Origin of the sequence: Pseudomonas solani, assembly GCF_026072635.1 — a bacterium.
Lineage (GTDB): Bacteria > Pseudomonadota > Gammaproteobacteria > Pseudomonadales > Pseudomonadaceae > Metapseudomonas > Metapseudomonas solani.
The window spans coordinates 4,935,249-4,960,486 of record NZ_AP023081.1; the positions used below are offsets into that span (position 1 = coordinate 4,935,249).

The 25,238-nt window shown below is 64.0% G+C and carries 23 protein-coding genes and 1 pseudogene; 15 read left to right on the forward strand and 9 right to left on the reverse strand.

Translation table 11 applies throughout. The features are described 5' to 3' along the window. Window positions 1-18 precede the first annotated feature (18 nt). Both PSm6_RS22610 and PSm6_RS30595 read right to left on the reverse strand, forming a co-directional pair. A complete protein-coding gene (locus PSm6_RS22610; protein WP_265168311.1) occupies window positions 19-528 on the reverse strand; it encodes an RHS repeat protein in 510 nt (169 codons plus the stop codon). A 396-nt stretch (window positions 529-924) separates the two neighbouring features. Then, window positions 925-1,533, reverse strand: a pseudogene (locus tag PSm6_RS30595) (DUF6531 domain-containing protein); the annotation flags it as partial. 799 nt (window positions 1,534-2,332) lie between these two features. Between PSm6_RS30595 and PSm6_RS22615 the strand changes: the two are divergent. From PSm6_RS22615 to PSm6_RS22625, 3 genes are all read left to right on the forward strand, one after another. Further along, on the forward strand, window positions 2,333-2,752 hold the full coding sequence (locus PSm6_RS22615) for a hypothetical protein (protein ID WP_265168312.1): 420 nt from the start codon (window positions 2,333-2,335) through the stop codon (window positions 2,750-2,752). 120 nt (window positions 2,753-2,872) lie between these two features. Next, window positions 2,873-3,259: a hypothetical protein gene (locus tag PSm6_RS22620; RefSeq protein ID WP_265168313.1), complete on the forward strand. Its 387-nt coding sequence runs from the start codon at window positions 2,873-2,875 to the stop codon at window positions 3,257-3,259. Between the two features lie 9 nt (window positions 3,260-3,268). Next, window positions 3,269-3,631 (forward strand): nuclear transport factor 2 family protein, encoded by a 363-nt coding sequence (locus tag PSm6_RS22625; protein WP_265168314.1) that lies wholly within the window; start codon window positions 3,269-3,271, stop codon window positions 3,629-3,631. Between the two features lie 55 nt (window positions 3,632-3,686). Here the strand turns inward: PSm6_RS22625 and PSm6_RS22630 are convergent, their stop codons facing one another. Further along, window positions 3,687-4,412, reverse strand: coding sequence for a TrmH family RNA methyltransferase (locus PSm6_RS22630; protein ID WP_265168316.1), 726 nt, complete (start codon window positions 4,410-4,412; stop codon window positions 3,687-3,689). Between the two features lie 11 nt (window positions 4,413-4,423). After that, a complete protein-coding gene (locus PSm6_RS22635) occupies window positions 4,424-6,061 on the reverse strand; it encodes an NAD(P)/FAD-dependent oxidoreductase (protein ID WP_265168318.1) in 1,638 nt (545 codons plus the stop codon). 264 nt (window positions 6,062-6,325) lie between these two features. Here PSm6_RS22635 and rlmE point away from each other — a divergent pair, with 264 nt between their 5' ends. Continuing rightward, window positions 6,326-6,946: a 23S rRNA (uridine(2552)-2'-O)-methyltransferase RlmE gene (rlmE, locus tag PSm6_RS22640; RefSeq protein WP_265168319.1), complete on the forward strand. Its 621-nt coding sequence runs from the start codon at window positions 6,326-6,328 to the stop codon at window positions 6,944-6,946. Between the two features lie 44 nt (window positions 6,947-6,990). On the opposite strand, the gene PSm6_RS22645 is transcribed toward rlmE, so the two are convergent. Beyond that, a complete protein-coding gene (locus tag PSm6_RS22645; protein ID WP_265168320.1) occupies window positions 6,991-8,484 on the reverse strand; it encodes an aldehyde dehydrogenase family protein in 1,494 nt (497 codons plus the stop codon). 407 nt (window positions 8,485-8,891) lie between these two features. Here PSm6_RS22645 and peaA point away from each other — a divergent pair, with 407 nt between their 5' ends. The 6 genes from peaA (at window position 8,892) to PSm6_RS22675 (ending at window position 17,000) form a co-directional block, all read left to right on the forward strand. Then, window positions 8,892-10,457: a quinohemoprotein amine dehydrogenase subunit alpha gene (gene peaA / locus PSm6_RS22650; protein ID WP_043245714.1), complete on the forward strand. Its 1,566-nt coding sequence runs from the start codon at window positions 8,892-8,894 to the stop codon at window positions 10,455-10,457. 49 nt (window positions 10,458-10,506) lie between these two features. Further along, entirely contained in the window at window positions 10,507-11,937 is a 1,431-nt protein-coding gene (peaB, locus tag PSm6_RS22655) for a quinohemoprotein amine dehydrogenase maturation protein (RefSeq protein WP_021218109.1), read from the forward strand. A gap of 1 nt (window position 11,938) precedes the next feature. Then, window positions 11,939-12,262, forward strand: a complete 324-nt coding sequence (gene qhpC / locus PSm6_RS22660; RefSeq protein ID WP_021218108.1) for a quinohemoprotein amine dehydrogenase subunit gamma — start codon at window positions 11,939-11,941, stop codon at window positions 12,260-12,262. 28 nt (window positions 12,263-12,290) lie between these two features. Further along, window positions 12,291-13,415: a quinohemoprotein amine dehydrogenase subunit beta gene (peaD, locus tag PSm6_RS22665; protein WP_043245717.1), complete on the forward strand. Its 1,125-nt coding sequence runs from the start codon at window positions 12,291-12,293 to the stop codon at window positions 13,413-13,415. A 321-nt stretch (window positions 13,416-13,736) separates the two neighbouring features. Next, window positions 13,737-15,410: an AMP-binding protein gene (locus PSm6_RS22670; protein WP_265168323.1), complete on the forward strand. Its 1,674-nt coding sequence runs from the start codon at window positions 13,737-13,739 to the stop codon at window positions 15,408-15,410. Window positions 15,411-15,872: 462 nt separating this feature from the next. Next, window positions 15,873-17,000: an IS481 family transposase gene (locus PSm6_RS22675; RefSeq protein WP_265170506.1), complete on the forward strand. Its 1,128-nt coding sequence runs from the start codon at window positions 15,873-15,875 to the stop codon at window positions 16,998-17,000. Window positions 17,001-17,431: 431 nt separating this feature from the next. Here PSm6_RS22675 and PSm6_RS22680 read toward each other — a convergent pair whose 3' ends face one another. Continuing rightward, window positions 17,432-18,193, reverse strand: a complete 762-nt coding sequence (locus PSm6_RS22680) for a DUF695 domain-containing protein (RefSeq protein WP_265168324.1) — start codon at window positions 18,191-18,193, stop codon at window positions 17,432-17,434. Window positions 18,194-18,336: 143 nt separating this feature from the next. On the opposite strand from PSm6_RS22680, the gene PSm6_RS22685 reads away from it, so the two are divergent. Then, on the forward strand, window positions 18,337-19,422 hold the full coding sequence (locus PSm6_RS22685) for a DUF1615 domain-containing protein (RefSeq protein ID WP_265168325.1): 1,086 nt from the start codon (window positions 18,337-18,339) through the stop codon (window positions 19,420-19,422). Window positions 19,423-19,542: 120 nt separating this feature from the next. Next, a complete protein-coding gene (locus PSm6_RS22690; RefSeq protein ID WP_265168327.1) occupies window positions 19,543-20,187 on the forward strand; it encodes a ferritin-like domain-containing protein in 645 nt (214 codons plus the stop codon). Window positions 20,188-20,248: 61 nt separating this feature from the next. On the opposite strand, the gene PSm6_RS22695 is transcribed toward PSm6_RS22690, so the two are convergent. Further along, window positions 20,249-20,674, reverse strand: coding sequence for a VOC family protein (locus tag PSm6_RS22695; protein WP_265168328.1), 426 nt, complete (start codon window positions 20,672-20,674; stop codon window positions 20,249-20,251). A 108-nt stretch (window positions 20,675-20,782) separates the two neighbouring features. Here PSm6_RS22695 and PSm6_RS22700 point away from each other — a divergent pair, with 108 nt between their 5' ends. The 3 genes from PSm6_RS22700 (at window position 20,783) to PSm6_RS22710 (ending at window position 22,798) form a co-directional block, all read left to right on the forward strand. After that, a complete protein-coding gene (locus PSm6_RS22700; RefSeq protein ID WP_021218101.1) occupies window positions 20,783-21,643 on the forward strand; it encodes a LysR family transcriptional regulator in 861 nt (286 codons plus the stop codon). Window positions 21,644-21,812: 169 nt separating this feature from the next. Beyond that, entirely contained in the window at window positions 21,813-22,175 is a 363-nt protein-coding gene (locus PSm6_RS22705; protein WP_043245722.1) for a DUF3509 domain-containing protein, read from the forward strand. Window positions 22,176-22,363: 188 nt separating this feature from the next. Beyond that, on the forward strand, window positions 22,364-22,798 hold the full coding sequence (locus tag PSm6_RS22710; RefSeq protein WP_263404153.1) for a carboxymuconolactone decarboxylase family protein: 435 nt from the start codon (window positions 22,364-22,366) through the stop codon (window positions 22,796-22,798). Window positions 22,799-23,231: 433 nt separating this feature from the next. Here PSm6_RS22710 and tam read toward each other — a convergent pair whose 3' ends face one another. Then, window positions 23,232-24,002, reverse strand: coding sequence for a trans-aconitate 2-methyltransferase (gene tam, locus PSm6_RS22715; RefSeq protein ID WP_265168329.1), 771 nt, complete (start codon window positions 24,000-24,002; stop codon window positions 23,232-23,234). Window positions 24,003-24,354: 352 nt separating this feature from the next. After that, complete coding sequence (locus tag PSm6_RS22720; protein ID WP_021218097.1) at window positions 24,355-25,224, reverse strand: DMT family transporter; 870 nt, start codon at window positions 25,222-25,224, stop codon at window positions 24,355-24,357. Window positions 25,225-25,238: the final 14 nt, after the last annotated feature.

Sequence of the window (25,238 nt, forward strand, 5' to 3'; positions counted from 1 at the left end):
GGCAAGTCCTTGTGCGAATCAGCGCTGGCTTACGCTCTGGCTGAGTGGTCGTCCTTGATCGTCGTAGCTGTAGGTGGTGATGCGATCGGGTTCGGTCACCGTGGCCGGTAGGAACAGGGTCGGGTGCCAGGTGGTGGTGACGGTGCGAGCCTGGGGCGTGCCGTAGGCTTCGGTGCGGGACACCTCGAGGCCACGGTCGTTGTAGTCGAAGGCGGTGACGTTGCCCTTGTTATCGGTACGGGTCTTCACCAAGCCACGATCGTCGTAGGTGAAGGTGGAATTGCTGTTGGGGCAGTTGGCCGAGGGCTCGCCTTCAATGGCGGTGATGCGCCGTATGCCCTGGATGGTCTGGAAGCGGTAGGTGGTGCGCTTGCCGAGAGCGTTGGTAACAGTGGAGGAGCCATCGGTGTTGTAGCTCACCAGAGTGCGTTCAGCGCCGCCCGCATGCTCGCTGGAAATGGCGCGGTTCTGGTCGTCATAGGTCCAGGTGGCGTATCGAACACCCTTTTCATCAGTGATGCCGGTCAATAACTGTCCATTAGCAGCTTCATAATGGTATTTTTTTTCAGAAGTTGTGCCGTCACCTTTGTACGAAATGGATTTTATCAGGCGTCCTTGGTTGTCGTATTTATATTTGAAAGACATGTCTAAATAACCGGCGCTAGTCATTTTAAGATTTAAGTCTTGTGAAATATTTAGCGTGCTTCCGTACTGATTTTGTATCGAAATATCTCGACCGAAAGTGTTGACTGTTACCTTTCGTCCGTCGTTGTAATTAATGCCTATTAATTGCCCGTTTTTATCGAATTCATATACTGAGTTATGCAGTGAGCGATATGACCATCCTGTGTCGGATTTTGTGATTGAACCGCGTGGGTTTGATGAGGATTGATTTAGATTGGTCGGTATTTTGAAACGGGTTTCTCGGCCATTGGCTTGAATTAGAATTATTTGATCTAGGCTAACAACTAGGCGATCTGAGTAATTGTGTCTCCATACTCTGTCGGAGCTGTTGTACACCAAAAATAATTCCATATCGCTAACGGATCTAGGTTGTAGCTCTGTGATGCGCTGAATTTTATTTCCTGTTGTAAAATTTATAGGGTTTCCTGCAGTGCAAGTATCTGTATCGTCTCCTTTGGTTTGACCCTCTTCTTCGTCGCCAATACATTTTCCTGTGACTCGGTCGTATTCAGACTCTAAGGAGCAGTTTTCCCCCACTCGCATTACCCAGTATGGGAGTTCAAATTTTTGTGGTGGGTTGCCTGACAAGTAAGAATGGAAGCATTGGGTTGACAGTACTCCGTCTCTTACTTCGTAATAGCCATCTGTTCGTGAGAAACTGTACGTTATATTCGCTGTGTTGTCATTCAGTGTGTTGGTGTGTGCGTTGCAAGCATCGATGAGTGTATCGTAATAGATGCCACCATATCCTAAGTACCATTTATATGGTTCGTATGGTTGCTCGGTGTTTGCGATAGCGTGAGCACTAAAAGGAAGTAAGGTGATCAGTAGTCTTCTGAGTATTTCCATATGCTTGAATCTCCATTCAAGAACTTAAGCGAGATGAGGGAAGTAGGGGCAGCCTCTAGCGCTGCCATCTGTCCGAATCTCTGATTCGGGGCGGTAGAGGATTGTTCAGATAGAGGAGGTCGGTCTTCTTGTCGGTGTAAGAAGAAAGCATGGTCCAGTCCTTGGTGCTATGCGCGGGTGATGCACTCCTTGTGCGTGGGTCACGCTAATAAAAAACTCCAGGAGAATGAATTGTTTTTTTTTGTTTCGTGAGCTGTGTCACTAAAGTGGTAAGGCAAAATCCCGTGCATAACTCGGAAGGCCTACGGTAAAACTTTGGTGAGCACGCTCTGCACTAGAACTCTCGCTAAATAGAACGATAATTTCGACTTATATTCAGTAATTAAGTTTTTGATTGAGTTGGTGCATGGTGTATGCATTTTAATGCGGATCGTTTATGTTTTCTGGAAAATTTTAAGTTGTAAGTATGTTGACTGAAGTGTGGGCGGTTTCGAGGTGGGGTGTTTGGTGTTTTGCTCCTAAGTTATTCTGAGTGGGATGGTTGTGGTTTCCTTGTGGATAAAATTGCTATTTTCATCTCTGCTTTTATAATTGCCTAATCTTTTCTGTAGATGAGGAGGAACCTATGGTCGGTCAAGGTCTCGTGTTCTGATGCGGCAAACCTACTTGCCAAGGGTGTCTTGGCTATCCTTTGCAGCTCTGGCGTTGCGTTTAATGGTACTAGTTGCCGAGGTATTGCTATTGCCAAGATAGCTCCAAGACTCATTACGGCGCTCCAATTGCTAAGGATCTCCCCCTCATGACGGCCAAAGAAGCCCAGGCTCTGTTTTGGCGCTATGCAGACAGCGTCACCGCTCTATATGAAAATGATGCCGATATACCTGAACTCGAGCCTGATCTCCTCAAGCTTTTGCAACTGGTGAAGGGCCATGTGGAACACACCGTCCTGTTCAAGCAGTTGTTCATCGAAATTGGGACGAGCACGACGCACTGCAGTTGGGTCCTTCTGTATTGCATGCGGGACCTGAGATGGGTTGAAGTCAAAGACGCTATCAATGACTGGTTCCAGGCTCAGGGCGGCAGGTATTCGGTGCCGAGGCTGATGAACTACGTCAGTGACGTTAATTGGGTCTATCACGACTCTCCGTGGGATAGCGCGGACTTCTTCCTCTATCACTGGGAGCGCGAGCATCCCGGCGAGCCTTGGCCTTGCGTTTGAATAGCGCAGCGTGCAGCGAGCCATTCGTAGCGATTCAGCCATTGACCAAATCTGGGTGGGCTCGTTCTTTAGGCAGTTCATTGATAGGGATTTCATATGCGAGCGGAGCTGCTTCAAGCCATGTTGGCCATCGCCGAGAGCCGCAGGCCTGCGTCCGATCTAGACCTGTGGTGGGCTGAAAATTCTTCTGAAGTCGAGGCTGCGTTTGGTCGGGGCGTCTATTTGCGGATCAGCCAGCGAGGGTTCATAGGGCTGGGACAGGCGCTGGAAAAACTGGAAGTCGAATTCCACCGTTCCGATACCCATTGCCAGGGATGCGGCGAACCTCAGTTCTTCGCGTTGTCCGGCAAGACCACCCGCGAGGAGATCATCGAGTTCGGTCGGCGCTGCAAGCTAAAGGGGGCCAGGGAGTTTGAGGCGAGTGGCTGGATACACCCAGGCCAGTACTGCCCGAATGGCTGCACATTTGCGCTTTACAACCTAGGTTCAATGCGGCTAAAGGGATGACCATCATTGATGGACGCGCAGCTTGAATATCTCATCCGCGCCCTGGAGGAGCGCCTGCTCCAGTCCCATACACGGCAAGACGCCGAAGCCCTGGAGCAACTGTTGGCGGAAGGCTTCATCGAGTTCGGTGCACGGGGCGTTGTCTGGAACCGAAGCGAGGTCATCCAGGGCCTGCTCGAGCAGGCGTTCGTACAGCGGACGCTGGAGGACTTCCGGGTGCGCCTGCTGGCCGACGATGTGGTGCTGGCCACCTATGTATGCGCCACGCCCAGTGCCGATGGCACGGTGCGCTCATTGCGCAGTTCGGTGTGGCGGCAGCAGCAGGGGGCTTGGCGGATGGAGTTCCATCAAGGCACCAGGATTCCGGATTGACCCACGCTGCCCTGTATCACCTGGCCCCAACCAGCCAGGCTCCCACCAAGCCCAGCTACCGATTCAACTCATACACACACATATTCACCGTGGTCGCCAGGTTGAGCGATTCGATGGCGCCGCTGCCGGGGATGGTGAAGGGCTGGGCGTTGAGTGCGGTGAGTGGGTCGCGGGGGACGCCGCGGGCTTCGTTGCCGAAGAGGTAGCAGTCGAAGGTCTTGAAGGCGGCGGATTGCACGGGCTCGCCGTGCATGTCCAGGCAGGCGATGCGTTGGAAGCGGTTGCCAAGGGATTCCAGTTCCACGTCCAGTTCCATCGGTGCGTGGAAGATGGCGCCCATGCTGGCGCGCACGACCTTGGGGTTGTACGGGTCAACGCTGCCGGGGCTGAGCAGGCAGCGGAAGCCGCCGAACCAGGCCAGGGTGCGCAGGATGGTGCCGAGATTGCCCGGGTCCTGGATCTCGTGCAGGTAGATGGCGCGTTCGTTGGCGGCAGCAGCCGGCGCGGCGGCCGGCAGCATCGGCACCAGGGCGATGATGCCCTGGGGCGTCTTGGTGTCGGCGATCTGCGCCATCTGCCGGTCGCTGATGACCTGGGTTTCGAACGGGCTGTGCCAGTGCTCGTAGGCGCCGGTCACGTACAGCTGGCTGCGCAGCAGCAGCGGGTTGTGCTCGGCGGCCTTCTGCAGTTCCAGCAGCAGGTGCTCGCCCTCCACCAGGAAGTGGCCGAACTCGGCCCGGTACTTCTTCTGGTGGAGCTTCTTGATGTCATCGAATTTCATCAATGCGGCGCTCAGTTGCTCTGCTCGTTGGCGTTGCCCAGTTCGGCCAGCATCGCCTTGGCCAGGGCCTCGGCGACCTTGATGCCGTCCACGCCCGCCGAGAGGATGCCGCCCGCGTAGCCGGCGCCTTCACCCGCCGGGTACAGGCCGCGCAGGTTGAGGCTTTGCAGCGTCTCGTGGTCGCGGGTGATGCGCACGGGGGAGGAGGTGCGGGTTTCGATGCCGGTGAGCACGGCGTCATTGCGGTCGAAGCCGCGGATCTGCTTGCCGAAGGCCGGCAGCGCTTCGCGGATGGCTTCGATGGCGTAGTCCGGCAGCGAGGGGGCGAGGTCGCCCAGGCGCACGCCGGGTTTGTAGGAAGGCTCCACGTCGCCGAACTCGCTGGAAGGCACGCCACGGATGAAGTCGCCCACCAGTTGCCCGGGGGCGCAGTAGTCGCTGCCGCCCAGCTCGTAGGCTCGGGATTCCAGGCGCTCCTGGAACTCGACGCCGGCCAGCGGGCCGCCGGGGAAGTCCTGCTCCGGGGTGATGCCGACGACGATGCCGGAGTTGGCGTTGCGCTCGTTGCGCGAGTACTGGCTCATGCCGTTGGTGACCACGCGGCCCGGCTCGGAGGTGGCTGCTACCACGGTGCCGCCGGGGCACATGCAGAAGCTGTACACGGCGCGGCCGTTCTTGGCGTGGTGCACCACCTTGTAGTCGGCGGCGCCGAGCTCCGGGTGGCCGGCGTACTTGCCCAGGCGGGCTTCGTCGATCAGGCCTTGCGGGTGCTCGATGCGGAAACCGATGGCGAAGGGCTTGGCTTCGAGGAATACGTTCTGGCGGTGCAGCATGCGGAAGGTGTCGCGGGAGCTGTGGCCCAGGGCCAGGACGACATGGCGGCTGCGCAGGGTTTCGCCATTGGCCAGTACCACGCCTTCGAGCTGGCCGTCATCGATCACCAGGTCGGTGACCTTGCTCTCGAAGCGCACCTCGCCGCCTAGGGCGATGATCTCTTCGCGCATGGTGGCGACCACGCCGGTGAGGCGGAAGGTGCCGATGTGCGGCTTGCTCACGTACATGATCTCTTCCGGCGCGCCGGCGCGGACGAATTCGTGCATCACCTTGCGGGCGTAGAACTTCGGGTCCTTGATCTGGCTGTAGAGCTTGCCATCGGAGAACAGGCCGGCACCGCCTTCGCCGAACTGCACGTTGGATTCGGGGGTGAGGATCTTCTTGCGCCACAGCGCCCAGGTGTCCTTGGTGCGGCTGCGCACATCCTTGCCGCGCTCCAGCACGATGGGCTTGAAGCCCATCTGTGCGAGCAGCAGCGCGGCGAACAGGCCGCAGGGGCCGAAGCCGATGATGATCGGGCGCTCGCCCAGGTAGGTCGGTGCCTGGCCCACCGGGTAGTAGTTCGTATCCGGTGCCGGGCGCACGTTGTTGTCGTCGGCGAAGCGCTTGAGGATCGCCGCCTCGTTACGCACTTCGAGGTCGATGATGTAGATGAACAGGATCACGCTGTTCTTCTTGCGGGCATCGTAGCTGCGCTTGAATACGGTGAAACCCAGCAGGTCGGCGTCGCTGATGTTCAGGCGCTTGACGATGGCCTGGCGCAGTTCGTCGGCGGAATGCTCGAGGGGCAGGGACAGTTCGTTGATGCGAATCATGGCGATATCCTGGCCGGTCGATCCGGCAAAGGAGGTAACAGAGGGGGTAGGGCGCGAATTGTACTCGGCGCCGCGGGCCCTTGTCAGGCCTGGCCTGCAGGTTTCCGCCGGGCGTTGCCGCGGGTGCGCCGGGCGCCGCCGGCCGGCTTATTTAACCTGAGCGGGATTCTCGGCTTATAATTGCCGCCGCTTCGGGCCCGTACAGCTCCCCGCTGTGCCCAGGGTGGCCCGTTCCTCTACTGATTTTCCGTGGTTGGCTCTCTCATGAAACGATCCAAAAGCAGCCGCCGCTGGCTGGACGAACACGTCAATGACCCCTATGTGAAACGGGCCCAGAAGGATGGCTTGCGCTCGCGCTCCAGCTACAAGCTGATCGAGCTGAACGAGAAGGACAAGCTGATCCGCCCCGGCATGCTGGTCATGGACCTGGGCTCCGCCCCCGGTGGCTGGTCGCAGGTGGCCGGCAAGCTGGTGGGTGAGAGCGGGAGCGTCCTCGCCACCGACATCCTGCCGATGGACGGCCTCGACAACGTCGACTTCATCCAGGGCGACTTCACCGACGACGGCGTGTTCCAGCAGCTCCTCGACAAGCTCGACGGCCGCAAGCCCGACCTGATCGTCTCCGACATCGCGCCCAACATCAGCGGCGTCGCGGCGGCCGACCAGGCGTCCTCCATGTACCTGGTGGAGCTCACCCTGGACATGGTCCGCCAGGTGCTCAAGCCCAATGGCAACTACGTGGTCAAGGTCTTCCAGGGCGAAGGCTCGGACGAGTTCCTGAAAGACGTGCGCACCTCGTTCGAGAAGGTCTTCATCCGCAAGCCGGAAGCCTCGCGCCCGCGCTCCCGCGAGGTCTACCTCGTAGGCAAGGGCTTCAAGGGCTGAAGCCCGATCGCAGGCCGGTACCCGCGACCGGCCTGCTGCTCCGTTCACACCCTGATCAGCACCGACTTCACTTCCGTGTAGTGCTCGATCGCCGCTGCCCCCATCTCCCGGCCCACCCCCGACATCTTGTAACCGCCGAACGGCAGTGCCGGGTCGAGCGCGCTGTGGCAGTTGACCCACACCGAGCCGGACTTGATGCGCGGAATCATCCGGTGCACCGCCGACAGGTCGTTGGACCAGATGCTCGCCCCCAGCCCGTAGGGGTTGTCGTTGGCCAGGCGTACGGCCTCGTCCAGGTCGTCGAAGGGCATGGCCACCAGCACTGGGCCGAAGATCTCCTCTTGCACCAGGCGGTGCTTCTGGTCGACGTCGACCATGACGGTGGGTTTGACGAAATACCCCGGCCCGAAGCCCTCACCGCCGCAGGCGACGGTGGCGCCCAGCTCGCGGCCGAGGTCGATGTAGCCGGTGACGCGGTCCTGCTGCTTGGCGGAGATCAGTGGGCCCATCTGCACGCTCGGGTCGAGGCCGTTGCCGAGCTTCATGGCGTTGGCGATGCCGGCGATGTCGGCGACCACGTTGTCGAAGTGCTTGCGGTGCACGTACAGGCGCGAGCCGGCGCAGCACACCTGGCCCTGGTTGAAGAAGATGGCCGTGGCGGCACCGGCGGCGGCCTCCTGCAGGTTGGCGTCGGGCATGACGAGGGTGGGGGATTTGCCGCCCAGCTCCAGGGTCACGCGGGTCATGTTGTCCATGGCCGCCTTGCCGATCTGCTTGCCCACCTCGGTGGAGCCGGTGAAGGTCAGCTTGTCCACGCCCGGGTGGCGGGTGAGGGCGACGCCGGCGTTGAGGCCGGTGCCGGTCACCACGTTGAATACGCCCGCCGGGTAGCCCGCCTCCAGCACCAGCTCGGCCAGCTTGAGGGCGGTGAGCGGGGTCTCGTCGGCCGGCTTGAGCACCACCGTGCAGCCGGTGGCCAGCGCCGGGCCGAGCTTCCAGCACGCCAGCAGCAGGGGGAAGTTCCAGGCGACGATGGCGCCCACCACGCCCACCGCCTCGCGGCGGATGAAACCGTGGAAGCGGTCGTCGGGCATCAGCGGCAGGGAGGGCTCCACCGTGGTGCCTTCGATCTTGGTGGCCCAGCCGGCCATGTAGCGCAGGAAGTCGATGGCCAGTTGCACGTCCATCACCTGGGCGACGGCGGCGCTCTTGCCGTTGTTCAGGCACTCCAGCTCCGCCAGCTCCTGGGCGTCGCGCTCCATCAGCCCGGCCAGGCGCCACAGCAGGTTCTGCCGCTCGCGGGGGCGCATGCGGCTCCAGGGCGAATCATCGAAGGCCTGGCGCGCGGCGCGTACGGCGCGGTCCACATCCTCGACAGCGGCGGAGGGCACATCGGCCAGCACCTCGCCCGTGGCGGGGTTGCGGAAGCTCATGGTGGCGCCGCTGGCGGCGTCCTGCCATTGGGCGCCGATCAGCATCTTCAGCGGGCGTTGCAGGAAAGCCTGGGTCTGGGGCAGTACGGGCAGTTCGGCATGCATGGGTCAGGGCCTCTGTCTGTGGGCGTCCCCCAGGCGTGCGCAACCGCCGTGCCAAGGCTCCTGAAAGCCGGTATCCCGTTGATCTGCCGATAATTTGTGCGAGGGCTGGCGTGCACCCGCCAGGCCGGCGTGTTGCAGTTTGAGACGGCCTGAGACAACCGCCGGACAGTCCCGCCGCCCGGCCCAGTCAGCGCGGTGGGTGCTCCTGTCTCAGCCTGTGACGAGCTGTCGCGAAATTAGACGCCCGGCCCCGTTACCGAGGGCCCGGATATCGCGCTGGAAATGACCTAAGCCATTGTTCTGCAAGGGTCTGCCGGCCACTGGCACACATTGTGTATTTGCCATGGCAGACGCACCGCCGGCGAGACAGGTGCGAACCATAAGAACAATACCGTGGAGGTCTGACCTTGAAGACGATTCGACTCCGGTGGCGTGCGGGCAGCCTGGTCCTGGCTGCAGCCGCCTTGTTGTGCACCCAGGCCCAGGCGGCGGACGAGGGCCCGGCGCTGCTCAAGGGCAAGTGCATGGGGTGCCACATCCACGAAGGCGGCGACAGCTACAGCCGCATCAGCCACCAGCGCAAGACCCCCGAAGGCTGGCTGATGAGCATCGCGCGCATGCAGGTGATGCACGGCCTCTCCATCAGCGACGACGACCGCCGCACCCTGGTCAAGTACCTGGCCGACAAGCAGGGCCTGGCCCCCAGCGAGACCGACGGCGTGCGCTACGCCATGGAGCGGCGCCTCAACACGGTCGAGCACTTCGACGAACAGCTGACGCAGATGTGCGGCCGCTGCCACTCCGGCGCGCGAGTGGCCCTGCAACGCCGCCCGGCCAAGGAGTGGGAACACCTGGTCAACTTCCACCTCGGCCAGTGGCCCTCGCTGGAATACCAGGCCCAGTCCCGTGATCGCGACTGGCTGGAGCTGGCCCTCACGCAGATGGTGCCCGAGCTGGCCAAGCGCTTCCCGCTGGAGGACCAGGCCTGGGCCGACTGGCAGAAGGCCCGGCCCAAGGCGCAGGCGCTGCCGGGGCAATGGAGCTTCAGCGGCCACATGCTGGCCAAGGGCGATGTACGTGGGGTGATGACGGTCAGCGCCGACAGCGGCGACACCTTCAAGGTCGAGGTGCAGGGCCAGTACGCCGACGGCACGCCCTTCACCGGCTCGGGCTCGGCCATCCTCTACAACGGCTACGAATGGCGCGGCAATGTGAAGGTTGGCGACACCCCCATGCGCCAGATCTTCGCCGCCCTGAACGGCGAGATGAAGGGCCGCATGTTCGAGGCCGAGCACGATGAGCGCGGCCTCGACTTCAGCGCCGCGAAGGACGGCAACGCCCGGTTGCTCTCGGTGCAGCCGGCCTTCCTCAAGGCGGGTGGCGAGGCCGAGCTGACCCTGGTGGGCAGCGGCCTGTCCGGCACCCCCGAGTTCGGCCCGGGCGTCGAGGTGGTCAAGGTGCTGGAGGTCACGCCCCGGCAGGTGCGGGTCAAGGTCAAGGCCGCCGCCGATGCCGCGGTCGGCACCCGCGCGGTGGCCCTGGGTGCGCTCAAGGGCGTGGACCTCGCGGTGTACAAGGACATCGCCGAGGTGAAGGTGGTGCCCGCCTTCTCCATCGCCCGCGTGGGCGAGAACGGCGGCTCCACGCCCAAGGTGCAGGGCCGCTTCGAGGCCGAGGCCTGGGGCAAGGACGCGGCCGGCCAGCCGTATCGCATCGGCTACCTGCCGGCCACCTGGTCGGTCGCGCCCTTCGATGAGCGCGCCGAGGAGGACCAGGACGTGAAGTTCGCCGGGCAGATGCAGAAGGACGGCGTGTTCGTCCCCGGCGCCGCCGGCCCCAACCCCGAGCGGCGGATGATGACCAACAACGCCGGCAACCTGAAGGTGATCGCCCAGCTGGAGGAGGGCGGCCAGAAGGGTGAAGGCCACCTGATCGTCACCGTGCAGCGCTGGAACAACCCGCCGCTGCCATGAACCGGCCGCGAACCGCATCGACGATTGGGCAAATTTCCCGGAGGTCGCCATGGGCGCAATCTTGAATCTGGTCGAGCGCAACCTGCATGAAGTGCAGGTGGACGCGGACCGCATGCTGTTTCACATCCCCAGCAGCTCGCTGTTCAGCACCGACGCCGTCACCGGCGGCATCATCGACACGCTGCGCCAGCAGGGCTGCTCGCCCGAAGACCTGGTGCAGCGCCTGGCCGGGCGCTTCCCCGGGCAGGAAGTGAGCGAGACCCTGCGCGAGCTGATCGCGCTGGAGCTGGTTAGCGACGGCTCGCCGCTGACGCCGGAAATCGGCGTCAAGCGGGTCGAGCGCACCGCGCTGAACACCGTGGTGCTGAACGTCAACACCGGCTGCAACCTCAGCTGCACCTACTGCTACAAGGAAGACCTCGACAAGCCCTCGGCCGGCCGCAAGATGGCCGTCGAGACCGCCGAAGCCTCGGTAGAAATGCTGCTGCGCGAATCCCCCGACGAAACCCGCTACAGCGTGGTGTTCTTCGGCGGCGAGCCGCTCTCCAACCGCGCCTTGATCGAGCACATGGTGGGTTACTGCGAGCGGCGCTTCGCGGCGGCCGGCAAGCAGGTGGAGTTCATCATGACCACCAACGCCACGCTGCTCACCGAAGAGATCGTCGACTGGCTCGACGCCCATCGCTTCGGCCTCTCCATCAGCATCGACGGGCCGAAGACGGTGCACGACCGCAACCGCATCACCGTGGGCGGGCAGGGCACCTACGACGTGGTGCGGCGCAAGGCCGACATGCTGCTGTCGCGCTACCGCAGCCGCCCGGTGGGCGCGCGGGTGACCCTGACCCGCGGCGTCACCGATGTGGAGACCATCTGGAACCACCTGTTCAACGAGATGGGCTTCGCCGAAGTCGGCTTCGCCCCGGTCACCTCGGGCGACCTCAGCGACTACAACCTCACGGGCGAGGAACTGGTGCAGGTCTTCGCCAACATGAAGGCCCTCGGCCGGCGCTACCTGGAGGCGGCGCTGGAGCACCGCAACATCGGCTTCTCCAACCTGCACCAGCTCATCACCGACATCCACGAGGGGCAGAAGAAGGCGCTGCCCTGTGGCGCCGGTCTGAAGATGCTGGCCGTGGACCACGAAGGCGGGCTCAACCTCTGCCACCGCTTCACCGGCTCCAGCCTGCCCACCTTCGGCGACGTGCACAGCGGCGTGAAGCAGGCCGAGCTCAACGACTTCCTCTCCCAGCGCCTGGACCGGCAAGGCACCGGCTGCGACACCTGCCGCATCCGCAACCTCTGCTCCGGCGGCTGCTACCACGAGAGCTACGCCCGCTACGGCGACCCCACCCACCCGACCTACCACTACTGCGACCTGATGCGCGACTGGGTGGACTTCGGCATCGAGGTCTACAGCCGGATCATGGCCGCCAACCCGGCCTTCATCAGCCGCTACATCACCCCGCGGAAGGCGCACTGACATGAAGCATCTCAAGCCGCTGAACAACAAAGCCCAGTTGCTGGACCAGGCCGTGGCCGAAGACCGCGTCGAAGAAGTGGTGGCCATGAGCGCCGTGGCCGGCTGCACCGCCACCACCGACCCGGGCTGGGAAGTGGACGCCTTCGGTGGCGTCTCCTCGCTCTGCCAGCCGATGGAAGCCGACCTCTACGGTTGCTCCGACCCCTGCTGGTGGCCGGCCCAGGTGCCGGACATGATGAGCACCTACCAGGACTGGAACGCCAACGCCGCGGATTCCTCGCAGGACTGGCGCAACCTCGGCACCGTCTTCCCGAAAGACAAGTGACGACAAGAAGAACAACAGGGGAATCCGCATGAAACTCACCGTCATCGCCCGCCTGGCCACCGCCGTCGCCGGGCTCGCCCTGGGCACCGGCGCCTGGGCCGCCGACAACGCCGGCCCGGCCCTCAAGCCCGGCAGCGAATACCTGATCGCCACCAACTACCCCAACAACCTCCACGTGGTCGACCTGGCCAGCGACAGCCTCTACAAGACCTGCCGCCTGCCCGACGCCTTCGGCCCCGGCACCGCGATGATGGCGCCGGACAACAAGACCGCCTACCTGCTCAACAACCACTTCGGCGACCTCTACGGCGTCGACCTGGATGACTGCAAGACCGTGTTCCACGCCCGGCTCTCGCGCAACCCGGGGGAGAAGGTGCGCTCGATGTTCTCCTTCGCCCTCAGCCCGGACGGCAAGGAGCTCTACACCACGGTCAACCCGACCCAGATGATGAGCGACCACTACGTGGTCAAGCCGCCGCGCCTGGAGGTGTTCCGTACCGCCGACGGCCTCGATGCCAAGCCCGTGCGCAGCTTCCCCATGCCGCGCCAGGTCTACCTGATGCGTGCCGCCGACGACGGCAGCCTGTTCGTGGCGGGGCCGGACATCTACAAGATGGACGTGCACACCGGCCAGTACACAGTGGCGGTGCCCGGGCGCAACTGGCAACGGCCCAACTACAGCGCGCCGGACGTGCTGTACTTCTGGCCGCACCAGAGCGCGCTGCACGACTTCTCCATGCTCTACACCACGGCGAAGTTCAAGGACGACAAGCAGGACCTGGCCACCGCCGATTTCATCTACGGCTTCGTCAGCGTCGACCTGAAGACCGGCAAGAGCACGGTGCAGGACTTCGCCCCGCTCACCGAGCTGTACTTCACCGGCATGCGCTCGCCCAAGGACCCGAACCTGATGTTCGGCGTGCTCAACCGCCTGGCCAAGTACGACATCAAGCAGCAGAAGCTGATCAAGGCCGCCAACCTCGAACACACCTACTACTGCGTGGCGTTCAACAAGGCCGGCAGCAAGCTCTACCTCGCCGGCACCTTCAACGACATCGCCGTGTTCGACCCGGACAGCCTCGAGAAGGTGAAGAACATCAAGCTGCCCGGCGGCGACATGGCCATTACCACGACGCAGGTGTTCGTCCGCTAGGCTCTGTACGAAAAGTGTCTACGCTCGGTGATGCTTCGTTAAAAGCGGGTTCGGAATGCTCATTTACAGCTCGTAAACTCCGCTTCCTCACCCGTTTTTGCCTCGCCTGACCGTCGCTCGACGACTTTTGGTACAGACCCTAGGGTGAGAGGGCAGGGCGTTGCGGCCGACATGGCGCAACGCCTCTACGACCAACGGAGCCATCCCCGACCCTGGCTTAACGTTTACGTAAAGGTTAAATATGACCGGCACCCCGCGTTGCCTGCCTGGCAGCGGCAGTCGGTTCTGCGTCTGTCCCAATAAGCACAAGAAGGGCAAGCCATGAATCACCCCAGCTACACCCGAGGGCGCCAGGACAAGCCATTGCTGGCCATGACCCTGGGCGCCGCCTTCGATGCCACCGTGGCGCGTTTCCCCGAGCGCGAAGCGCTGGTGGTGCGCCACCAGGGCCTGCGCCTGACCTGGGCGCAACTGGCGGCGGAAGTGGAACGCCACGCCCGCGCGCTCATGGCCATCGGCCTGGAAGCGGGCGATCGCCTCGGCATCTGGGCGCCCAACTGCGCCGAATGGACCATCACCCAGTTCGCCAGCGCCAAGGTCGGCGCCATCCTGGTCAACATCAACCCCGCCTACCGCAGCAGCGAGCTGGAATACGCCCTCAAGCAGTCCGGCTGCCGCTGGGTGATCTGCGCCGACGCCTTCAAGACCTCCGACTACCACGCGATGCTGCTGGAGCTGGTCCCGGCCCTGGCCGACGGCGAGCCGGGCACCTTGGCCAGCGACCGGCTGCCGGAGCTGCGCGGCGTGGTCAGCCTGGCCGCCGAGCCACCGGTCGGCTTCCTGCCCTGGGCCGTGTTGCAGCAATTGGCGGGGGCGGTGAGCGTCGAGGCCCTGGCCAAACGCGAGGCCCAGCTGCAGTTCGACGAGCCGATCAACATCCAGTACACCTCCGGCACCACTGGCTTCCCCAAGGGCGCCACCCTCAGCCACTACAACATCCTCAACAACGGCTACATGGTCGGCGAGAGCCTGGGCCTCACCGAGCACGACCGCCTGGTGATCCCGGTGCCGCTCTACCACTGCTTCGGCATGGTCATGGGCAACCTCGGTTGCCTGACCCACGGCAGCACCATGATCTACCCGGGCGATGCCTTCGACCCGCTGGCCACCCTGGCCGCCGTGGCCGAGGAAAAGGCCACCGCGCTCTACGGCGTGCCCACCATGTTCATCGCCGAGCTGGATCACCCCCGCCGGCACGAATTCGACCTCTCCAGCCTGCGCACCGGGATCATGGCCGGCGCCACCTGCCCCATCGAAGTGATGCGCCGGGTGATCGACGAGATGCACATGGCCGAGGTGCAGATCGCCTACGGCATGACCGAGACCAGCCCGGTCTCCCTGCAAACCGGCCCCGATGACGGCCTCGAGTTGCGCGTCACCACCGTCGGCCGCACCCAGCCGCAACTGGAAAGCAAGATCGTCGACGCCGACGGCCGCGTCGTCCCCCGTGGGCAGATCGGCGAGCTGTGCACCCGGGGCTACAGCGTGATGCTCGGCTACTGGAACAACCCGCTGGCGACGACGGACGCCATCGACCCCGGGCGCTGGATGCACACCGGCGACCTGGCGGCCATGGACGAGGAGGGCTATGTGCGCATCGTCGGGCGCAGCAAGGACATGATCATTCGCGGCGGCGAGAACATCTATCCGCGCGAGGTGGAGGAATTCTTCTTCACCCACCCGGCGGTGGCCGACGTCCAGGTGATCGGCATCCCCTGCAGCCGCTACGGCGAGGAACTGGTGGCCTGGGTCCAGCTGCACCCCGGCCACGACGCCACGGCGGAAGCACTGCGCGACTGGGCCCGCGCCCGCATCGCCCACTTCAAGGTCCCGCGGCACTTCCGCTTCGTCAGCGAATTCCCCATGACCGTCACCGGCAAGATCCAGAAATTCCGCATGCGCGAAATCAGCATCGAGGAGATCGGGAGCCTGTAGGGGCGAATTCATTGGCTCTGTCTGCGTTAGCTGTTGTGGTTTTAATGCAGGCGCTCAAGCACGGACCTTTCCGGGCGCTTGAGGGTTTGTGCCACCTCCACCGGATGGGTTTCGCTTCGCTCTACACCATCCTACGAAAGCCCGTGCGCACCACATGGCGATGCGCTGGACGAAGAAAGTTGGAGCAGCCGCCAACGCCCCTCCAGGAGGCCGAACGCAGTCGTTGCGCCGGGGGACGAGCGGCATGGATGCCGCGAGAGGCGCGCCAGGCCATGGATGGCCCATCGCGCCGGCCCCCAGAGCGGCGATGGAGTGAGGGAACCCGACGCAGTCGGGCCGGATGATGGGGCAAGTTTTTTGGTTCCTTTTCAACGATTGTGTATAGACCGAGGACATAGCTGACAGGTGTACGGAGACATGGTTGACACTTTCCGGCGAGCTGCCTTGCCGGGGATCCATACCATGCCTTGGAACACGAGAGACGCCATGAGCTTGAAAGAGGAATTCATTGCGTTGGCCTTACAGCCTGACAGCAACAGGCGAGAACTGTGCCGACGCTTCGGTATCAGCCCGCAAACGGCTTACAAGTGGCTTAAGCGATACGAACAGAGCGGGAGAGATGGCCTGCACGAGAAATCCCGCCGGCCGCTCAATAGCCCCAAGCGGACCCCTCCCGCGCTGGAAACGGAGGTGGTTGCGTTGCGTCAGGCGCATCCTGCGTGGGGCGGACGCAAGATCAGCCATGTCCTTAACTGCGGTATTGCCCCCAGCACTGTGACTAACGTCCTGCACCGCCATCTGCTGATCCTGCCGCCTGAAAAGGAAGCCAAGAAGCCCTGGCAGCGCTTCGAGCACGAGGCCCCCAATGACCTCTGGCAGATGGATTTCAAGGGCTACTTTCCGACCCAGCAAGGCCAGTGTCATCCGTTGACGGTTGTGGATGACCATTCCCGCTTCAACCTGGCGATCCAGGCCTGCGCCAATGAGCGCAAGGAAACGGTTCAGGAAAAGCTGAGCGAAGTCTTCCGCCGCTATGGTTTGCCTGCCCGAATCAACACCGATAACGGCTCCCCTTGGGGCTCGCCACGTAATCCGGGTGAACTATCCGAGCTGGGTGTTTGGCTGGTCCGGCTGGGCATTCGCCTGAGCTTCAGCCGGCCTTACCATCCACAAACCAATGGCAAAAACGAGCGCTTTCATCGCGCGCTCAAAGCTGAAGTACTCAAGGGAAAGCACTTTCACGACTTGATCGAAGCCCAGGCTGCTTTCGATCAATGGAGGGAGATCTACAACCTTCAACGGCCCCACGAAGCGCTGGGCTATCAGGTTCCCATGGAGCGATACCGCACAAGCCCCTGGCCATTTCCAGAAAAACTGGAGGACTTCGAATATGCCCTGGATGACGAAGTGACAAAGGTTTATCACAGCCGATTCCGCTTTAGAAAACACTACTTCCGCATCGCCAAGGGGCTTGCTGGGCACCTGATCGCTATACGTCCCAGGCCTGAAAGCGAGGTGTTGTACGACGTGTACTTCTGCCATCAATTTCTACGAACTATCGACCTGAACAACCCTGACTACGGACCATAATGTGTCAACCATGTCCCCGCACATGTGTCCACCATGTCTCCGGTCTATACAGGGCGACTGCCAAAAGAGACTCGCCCGGGGGGGGCGAAACCAGAAACATCATCAGAGCTCGGCAATCAGCTGGACTCAAATCCTCTAGCAAACACTTAACGCAGACAGAGCCAATTCATTCGCGCGATGATTCGACAGGATGAACGCGTGCCTTAGGGTGTGCCGCGCACCGCCGCACGGTGCTTCCGGCGAGCCCCAGGTGCGCGCAGCACACCCTACGTGCGGAGTGAGCGGCGGCTGCATGCTCCGAGGTCCGATTGCGCCCCCTTCCAGGGGCAAAAAGCACAGCCACGTCCTAAGGATGTGGCTGTTTACGCGCGCGATGCTTGTGGGAGCGAATTCATTCGCGAAAAGGGCCGCGTAGCGGCCCCATTACCAGCTCAATGCAAGGTCGTCGGCTCGTCCGTCACCAGCACCGTCTCCCAACCGTCGTAATCGCCGTCGAAGGACAGGGCCAGGGCCAGCAGCGCCAGGGTCAGCTCATCGATGGTGCCCGGCTGGGGGATGTCCTCGCGCCACAGCTGCACCCGGTAGGCCTCCTCGTCCTCGGTCCAGCCGCAATCGCGCAGGGTGAAGCCGAGGGTGGCCGCTTCGGCGATCAGCGCTTCGCCCCGGGCCTCGTCGGGCAGGTAGAACCAGTGGTCGATCTCGCGCGGAGTTTCCAGCGTGTCGCCGTTGCTTTCCAGCACCGCGCACAGGCGGCGGTTGCTGATGCGCTGCTGGTCCTCGGCGGGCGGGAAGAGGAAGTCGAAGTAGGTCGACCATTCCGGGTCTTCCTGGGTACCGGATTCGTACTCGTATTCCGGGAAGGCCTCCAGCACGGCGGCGACCCGCTCGTTCCAGAGCGTCTCGTCGCCCACGTAGAAGAAGAAATCGCGCAGGCCGTTGCCGGTGTAGCGGCCCAGGTAGGCGCAGCCTTCATTGAGCAGGCGCGCGGTCAACTGGTCCTCGATCTCGATCAGCCGGTCGAACTCCTCCTGGCTGGAAAGCCCGTCGTCCCGTGGCGTGCGCATGTGCAGGCGCACGTAAGCCATGAACGGCAGGTGCTCCAGCGGCACTTCGCGCACCGCGCCGAGGTCGACGTAGATGGAAGCGGGGCGGTCGTCGACCTGTGCGAAATAGAAATCCCAATCGTCAGTCATGCAGCAGCTCCTTGCGTGGATGAGGCGACTCTACAGAGGCGCGCGCCTTCGCGCACGGGTTGCCGGCATGTCGGTTGAACAGCTTCACTGCACGCCTGTCGAAGTTGCGCCATGCCGTTTCGTTTACCGCCGCCGGAGCCTCCATGAATCTCGCCCCCGCCAGTCTCATTCTGTTCGCCGCGCTGTTGCTGGCCGGTTGCGGCAGCCAGCGCAGCCAGGAAGGCCCGCAGCTCACCCCGGCCGAAGTGCGTGCCCAGGTGGCACGGCTGATTCCCAGCAACGTGGTGGACCGCCAGGGCTGGGCCACCGACATCCAGGTGGCCTTCACCGCCCAGGAGCTGGCCACGGTGAAGGGCAACTTCTGCGCGGTGCTGGCGGTGACCGAGCAGGAGTCCACCTACCAGGCCGACCCGCCGGTGCCGGGCCTGGCGAAGATCGCCCGCCAGGAGATCGACCGCCGCGCCGCGCGCCTGCACCTGCCGGGCTTCCTGGTGGATTCGGCGCTGGACATCCGCTCGCCCACCGGCAAGACCTACGCCCAGCGCCTCGCCGCCGTGCGCACCGAGCGCCAGCTGAGCGTGATCTTCGATGACTTCATCGGCATGGTGCCCCTCGGCCGCCAGCTGTTCGGCACCTTCAACCCGGTGCACACCGGCGGCCCCATGCAGGTCAGCATCGCCTTCGCCCAGCAGCACGCCGAGAACTACCCGTATACGACCACCGGCAGCGTGCGCGACGAGGTGTTCACCCGCCGCGGTGGCCTGTACTTCGGCATCGCCCACCTGCTGGGCTACGAGGCGGATTACCCCGAGCCGCTGTACCGCTTCGCCGACTTCAACGCCGGTTGGTACGCCAGCCGCAACGCCGCCTTCCAGCAGGCGGTGAGCCTGGCCAGCGGCATCCCCCTGGCGCTGGATGGCGACCTGATCATCCACGGCAGCCGCGATGCCGGCGCCACGGAGAAGGCGGTGCGCACCTTGGGGCGGCGCCTGGACATGGGCGACGGTGCCATCCGCCGCGCGCTGGAGCAGGGCGACGGGCCGGACTTCGCCGAAAGCGAGTTGTACGAGAAGGTCTACGCCCTGGCCGAGAAGAGCGCCGGGCGCACGCTGCCCCGCGCGGTGCTGCCGGGCATCACCCTGCAGAGCCCGAAGATCACCCGCAAGCTCACCACCGCCTGGTTCGCCCAGCGCGTGGATGAGCGCTACCGGCGCTGCATGGCGCGCTGAGGTGTACGCCATCCCGTCATCCCGGGTGAAAACTCCTTGAACCTCCCGCAGGGCAGATTTTCCCATGACCAAGGCCGGTAATCAGGCAAGTACCGGCCGGGTCACGAGAGGAGAATAACAATGCCCAGTGTCATGTCAGGACGCGCCACCCCCAGCGAACTCACCCAGGCCGGCATCATCGGCCAGAGCCCCCAGCAGCTGGACCTGCAAATCGAGGACGGCTGGCGCAGCCGGGGCGAGCAAGCCTTCGAAGCCATGGTCCGCAGCGACTCGCGGTTGTTCATCGCCAAGCTGGAGGAGGCGGTGCTCTCCGAAAGCATCTGCGTGCAGCTCTACGACATGCTGCTGGAGCGCGCCATGCACCACGACGGCTACCGCGCCGAGCTGGTGGCCACCTTCCGGCAGATCCGCGACGAAGAACTCGCCCACGTCTGGACCCTGATCGAAGCGCTGGAGCGGGTCGGCGTGCGTGCCCGCACCGCCCTTGCCGAGCACCCGCGCAACTGGGGCATTGCGGCCCAGCGTGTGGCCCAGGTGCTGGCCCAGCCGCACAACAGCATGTCGCAGTGCCTGCACGCCATGCTCATCTACGAACTGGGGGAACAGGCCGCCTGGGAAACCCTGGTGACCCTGATGGCCGCCAGTGGCGACGACACCTGGCTGCGCCGCTTCCAGGCGGTGCTGCAGGACGAACAGCGCCACGCCAACACCATCAAGGCGCTGCTCTCCCGCGAGCTGCCCGACGGCGCTGCAGCCAATCCGTAGGATGGGTCGGGCGGCGTTCCGCGAGCGGAGCGAAACCCATGCTGTAGCGCCGCCCGCCCCATCACTTGGCGAACAGCTGCCCCATGTCCTTGAACGCCTTGAACTCCAGCGCATTGCCGCAGGGGTCGAAGAGGAACAGGGTGGCCTGCTCGCCCACCTGGCCCTTGAAGCGCACGTAGGGTTCGATCACGAACGTCGTGCCCAGCCCGCGCAGGCGTTCGGCCAGCGCCTCCCATTCAACCCAGCCCAGCACCACGCCGAAGTGCGGCACCGGCACATCGTGGCCGTCCACCGCATTGGTGTGGGCGGCTTCCTGGCTGGCGGTCTTCGGGTGTTCGTGGATCACCAGTTGGTGGCCGAAAAAGTCGAAATCCACCCAATGCTCGCTGGAGCGGCCCTCGGCGAGGCCGAACACCTCGCCGTAGAAGTGCCGGGCGGCGGCCAGGTCGTAGACGGGAATGGCCAGGTGGAAGGGGGAAAGACTCATGGCGCGCTGCCTCGTGGTGGTTTCCGGCCCATTCTAGAGATGGGATTGTCGATGGAAAGTCGGGATAATTTGTGCCGAGCACGAATAATTTCGATCAGAGGCCACGCCATGTTGCGCGAACTCCGTACCTTCATCGCCGTCGCCCGCCACGGCACCTTTGCCGCCGCCGGGATGCACATCGGCCTGACCCAGTCGGCGGTCAGCGCGCAGATTCGCAACCTCGAAAACGCCCTGGGCGTGCGTCTGTTCGACCGCACCGGGCGCCAGGCCATCCTCAACGCTGCCGGCCACCGCGCGCTGCCCATGGCGCGGGAGATGCTGGACATCTTCGCGCGCATGGCCACCCCCGAGGCGGCCGAGCAGTTCAGCGGAGAGCTGCGCATCGGCGCCATCGCCACGGTGCAGACCGGCCTGCTGGCCGCCGCGCTGTTGCGCCTGCGCGAGGCGGCACCCCGGGTCGAGCCCAAGCTGATTCCCGGCGTCTCGCTGAACCTGCTGAATCAGGTGGATGCCGGCGAGCTGGACCTGGCGATCCTCATCGAGCCGCCGTTCGAGCTGCCCAAGGAACTGCACGCCGAGGTGCTGCGCGAGGAGGATTTCGTGCTCATCGTGCCCCGTGGCCTGGAAGGCGATGACCCGCTGCAGATACTCGCCAGCCAGCCGCTGGTGCGTTACGACCGCACCTCGTTCGGCGGCCGGCAGGTCACCCGCTTCCTGCGCCGGCAGCGCCTGGAGGTGCAGGTGGCGCTGGAGCTGGACGAACTCGACGCCATCGTGCGCATGGTCGAGGCGGGGCTGGGGGTGTCGCTGATCCCCGAAGCGGGGCTGTGGCTGGAGCGCGAGGCGGCCATCCGCGTCATCCGCCTGGGCGAGCTGACCTTCCAGCGGCGCATCCTCCTGCTCACCCGCCACGGGCAGCGCAACCTGCCTATCCAGCAGCTCTTCGCCCGCTGCCTGCGTGATGGCTGAGGGCTTGCAGAATGCCGCGCGGTTCCGGGCCGCCCGTGCATCCTGCAAATGACAGCCTGATATCAATGTTTTTCAACTCATTGAATAAAAAGGAGTTTTTACAATCTGGAAAGCTGGCATGCCCGGTGCAATTGTCGTTGCGGCAATGAACCGTACTGGAGTGACAACAATGCAGATCGCCATCAAAGAATTCTTCGACGCCTTTCCCGGCTACACCGTTTCCATCAAACCGCGCCCGGACGGCAAGCTCCTGCTGAGCCTGGACCGCAAGGACCGCCCCACACTGCGCAAGGCCATCGACAGCGATGCGGTGTTCTGCCAGCAACGGGTGCGCTGCCTGATTCGCGAACTCACCCGCGACATCAAACTGGCCGCTGGTGAAGTCAGCTGGAAGGGCGAGGGCAACCAGTGGGTCCGTGGCGAGCTGCCGACCTTCACCGGCGGCCCGATCCAGGTCACCGCCGCCAAGACCCTGTTCGCCCGCCGCGCCATCCGCCGCGACGGTGGCAGCCGCCACGCCGTGGCCGGTTGAGCTGCTGCGCTACGCCGCTCGACGCCCAGCTCGCGGGCGCATCGGGCGGCGTTTGCTTTCTCCCTCCGTCGTTTCACCACCCCCTTCGATTGGTCACCGCAAATCTCCCGCAATTGGCTATCGGGCCATCGCCGACGCACGGCTAACCTAGCGCCCATTCCCGCTACGCCACTGGATTGGAGATCGACATGAACAACCGCATCGAATGGGCCAAGGCCTCCCCCGACGCCTACAAGGCGATGGTCGCCCTGGAGCAGGCCATGGCCAGCACGGGTCTGGAAGACTCGCTGTTGGAACTGGTGCGCCTGCGCGCCTCGCAACTCAACGGCTGCGCCTACTGTGTGAACAAGCATGCCAACGACGCGCGCAAGGCCGGCGAAACCGAAGCCCGCCTGCAGACCCTCAGCGTGTGGGAGGAAACCCGCTTCTTCACCGAACGCGAACGCGCCGCCATGGCCTGGACGGAAAGCCTCACCCAGCTCTCCATCCACCACGCTCCGCAACACCAGTACGAAGCCCTGCGCGAGCACTTCAGCGACGCCGAGGTCGCCAACCTGACCCTGGCCATCGCCACCATCAATGCCTGGAACCGATTCGGCGTCGGCTTCGCGATGATCCCCTGAAAAAACTGCCTGCCTCGGCGACGTTTTGGGGGTTTCTGCACACGGGCTCTATCGCCAGTTTTCGATGTCGCGGAGCTGCGGGCATTCCCTGTGGGAGCGGCTTCAGCCGCGAAAGGCTCACCGCCGCCACCGGGCTGCGGGGTGTCGGATGCGCCATCGCGAATGAATTTGCTCCTACCGATACCAGCGAGAGCTTCGCGAGCAGAGCTCGCTCCTACGGGGGCGTGCCCCGGTGCCCGTAGGTTGGCGCCGAGCGCAGCGAGGCCCAACACAGCGATGCCTCAGGACTCGCCGGAAGCACAGCGCTCGTTGATGTCGCAGAGCTGCAGGCATTCCCTGTGGGAGCGGCTTCAGCCGCGAAAGACTCACCGCCGGCACCGGGCTGCGGGGTGTCGGATGCTCCATCGCGAATGAATTCGCTCCTACCTGCGACTTATCGCGTGGCGACGAAGAACAGCCGGGGGAAGGGCAGCAGCACGGTGCCGTCGGCATAGCCCGGGTAGGCCCCGGCCAGCGCAGCCTCGTAACGCGCCAGGTATTCCTCTTGCTCCGTTGCCGACAGCGGCGCCAGGAAGGGGCGCAGGCCGCTGCCCTTGAACCATTCGACGATGGCCCTCGGGCCGCCTGCCAGCTGATGGTGGTAGACGGTGCGCCACAGGTTCACCTGCGCGCCCGCGTCCCGCAGCACGCTGAAATACCACTGCGCCGGCTGGCGGCTGCCGCGGGCGCGGTGGGCTTCCGCCAGGCGCTCGGCCCAGGGGCCTTCGGCGGCGATCTCGCGCATCAGCCGGTGGGCCGGTTCGTCCAGGTTGTCGGGCATCTGCACGGCCAGGCTGCCGCCGGGGGCGAGCTTTTCCAGCAGGGCCGGGAGCAGGTGCGCGTGGTCCGGCACCCACTGCAGCGAAGCGTTGGCGAGGATCAGGTCCACCGGCTCGACGCCGCTCCAGCTGGCGATGTCACCCACCTGGAAGTCCACGCCCGGCAGGCGTTTGCGCGCGGCCTCGATCATGTCGTCGGAGCTGTCCAGGCCGGTCACCTGCGCCTCGGGGAAGCGTTGCAGCAGGAACTCAGTGGAGTTGCCCGGGCCGCAGCCCAGGTCGACCGCCCGGGCCACGGGGCGCTCGGGCACCTGCGCCAGCAGGTCGTGGATGGGGCGGTTGCGCTCGTCTTCGAACTTCCGGTATTGCGCGGCGGACCAGCTCATCGAAAGGCTCCAGGCTGCGGGGAAAGGTGCCCATGATCCCCTTCGGCGGCGCATCCTTCCAGCCCGGCCAAGGTCGGCGGAGTGGTCGGCTGCGGCACGCCTGAAAACCGAAACGCAGAAAAGCAAAAAGCCCGCCGAAGCGGGCTTTTTCCAGACCGTCCGACATCCTGTCGGCTGCCATCCTGGCGTTGGTCGATCTTCCCTGACCTAGCGCGTCCTGCGCTTCAGTCATATGTGTAGGATAGGGCTGTCAGACAAAGCCCAAAAGAGGAGAATCCATCCGCCTCTTGTAAGCCTTTCGCTATAGCGAGACGGCAAACCACTGACAGGCCACTGAAAGCTGCAACGGCGGTCAGTGCTTCATCTTGCTGCTCAATACCAGCCCCACACCCCCGAGTACTGCCAGAGAGGCGATCGCCAGGGGCAGGGTCAGCGCCTCGCCGAGAAACAGGATGCCCGCCGCCGCCGCGAGGATCGGCACGCTGAGTTGCACCGTGGCGGCCTGGATCGATGCCAGCCGTGCTACCGCCGCATACCAGATGGCGTAGCCCATGCCCGAGGCGACGGCGCCGGAAAGCAGAGCGAAGCCGGCGCCAGCGGGGTCGAAATGCAGGCCCTGGAGAAAGGGCAGGGCGCAGGCCAGGGCCAGGGGGATGCCGCGCACGAAGTTGCCGGTGGTGGCCGCCAGCGGGTCACCGGAGCCCTTGCCCAGCAGCGAATACACCGCCCATGCGAACCCCGCCATCAGCATCAGCAGCGCGCTGCCCAGGGGCGGCGCGCTGGCGCCCGGCAACAGCAGCACCAGCAGCCCGGCGATGGCCAGCAGCAGGCCGGCCACACCCTGCAGGCCCAGGCGTTCGCCACGCACGAAGCCGTACAGCAGCATGCTCAGCTGCACCGCGCCGAACAGCAGCAGGGCGCCGGTGCCGGTGTCCAGGTGGATATAGGCCAGGGAAAACCCCGCCGCGTACACCACCAGCGCCAGGGCCCCGGGCCAGCTGCCCGCCATGGGTTTGCCGGCGTTGCGCCACTTGAGCAGGAACCACAGCATCAGCGCGCCGCTGGCGATGCGCAGCACGGTGAAGCTGGGGGCATCGATGCCGGTGTGCTTGAGGGCGAGGCGGCACAGCACCGAGTTGCCGGCGAAGGCGAGCATGGCCAGGGCGGTGAGCAGCAGCGTGGAGCCTCGGGTGGTGGCAAGGCCGGTGGCGGGTGCAGTCATGGGCAGGTCCCGTA

Coding starts and splice junctions, on each gene's coding strand:
- PSm6_RS22630 (WP_265168316.1), bottom strand. CDS start 4,412: ATGAAATTCGATGACATCAAGAAGCTCCACCAGAAGAAGTACCGGGCC.
- PSm6_RS22695 (WP_265168328.1), bottom strand. CDS start 20,674: ATGAGTCTTTCCCCCTTCCACCTGGCCATTCCCGTCTACGACCTGGCC.
- PSm6_RS22720 (WP_021218097.1), bottom strand. CDS start 25,224: ATGACTGCACCCGCCACCGGCCTTGCCACCACCCGAGGCTCCACGCTG.
- PSm6_RS22670 (WP_265168323.1), top strand. CDS start 13,737: ATGAATCACCCCAGCTACACCCGAGGGCGCCAGGACAAGCCATTGCTG.
- PSm6_RS22690 (WP_265168327.1), top strand. CDS start 19,543: ATGCCCAGTGTCATGTCAGGACGCGCCACCCCCAGCGAACTCACCCAG.
- tam (WP_265168329.1), bottom strand. CDS start 24,002: ATGAGCTGGTCCGCCGCGCAATACCGGAAGTTCGAAGACGAGCGCAAC.
- PSm6_RS22675 (WP_265170506.1), top strand. CDS start 15,873: ATGCCTTGGAACACGAGAGACGCCATGAGCTTGAAAGAGGAATTCATT.
- PSm6_RS22635 (WP_265168318.1), bottom strand. CDS start 6,061: ATGATTCGCATCAACGAACTGTCCCTGCCCCTCGAGCATTCCGCCGAC.
- qhpC (WP_021218108.1), top strand. CDS start 11,939: ATGAAGCATCTCAAGCCGCTGAACAACAAAGCCCAGTTGCTGGACCAG.
- PSm6_RS22710 (WP_263404153.1), top strand. CDS start 22,364: ATGAACAACCGCATCGAATGGGCCAAGGCCTCCCCCGACGCCTACAAG.
- PSm6_RS22620 (WP_265168313.1), top strand. CDS start 2,873: ATGTTGGCCATCGCCGAGAGCCGCAGGCCTGCGTCCGATCTAGACCTG.
- PSm6_RS22685 (WP_265168325.1), top strand. CDS start 18,337: ATGAATCTCGCCCCCGCCAGTCTCATTCTGTTCGCCGCGCTGTTGCTG.
- peaD (WP_043245717.1), top strand. CDS start 12,291: ATGAAACTCACCGTCATCGCCCGCCTGGCCACCGCCGTCGCCGGGCTC.
- PSm6_RS22615 (WP_265168312.1), top strand. CDS start 2,333: ATGACGGCCAAAGAAGCCCAGGCTCTGTTTTGGCGCTATGCAGACAGC.
- rlmE (WP_265168319.1), top strand. CDS start 6,326: ATGAAACGATCCAAAAGCAGCCGCCGCTGGCTGGACGAACACGTCAAT.
- PSm6_RS22700 (WP_021218101.1), top strand. CDS start 20,783: ATGTTGCGCGAACTCCGTACCTTCATCGCCGTCGCCCGCCACGGCACC.
- PSm6_RS22625 (WP_265168314.1), top strand. CDS start 3,269: ATGGACGCGCAGCTTGAATATCTCATCCGCGCCCTGGAGGAGCGCCTG.
- peaB (WP_021218109.1), top strand. CDS start 10,507: ATGGGCGCAATCTTGAATCTGGTCGAGCGCAACCTGCATGAAGTGCAG.
- PSm6_RS22645 (WP_265168320.1), bottom strand. CDS start 8,484: ATGCATGCCGAACTGCCCGTACTGCCCCAGACCCAGGCTTTCCTGCAA.
- PSm6_RS22680 (WP_265168324.1), bottom strand. CDS start 18,193: ATGACTGACGATTGGGATTTCTATTTCGCACAGGTCGACGACCGCCCC.
- PSm6_RS22705 (WP_043245722.1), top strand. CDS start 21,813: ATGCAGATCGCCATCAAAGAATTCTTCGACGCCTTTCCCGGCTACACC.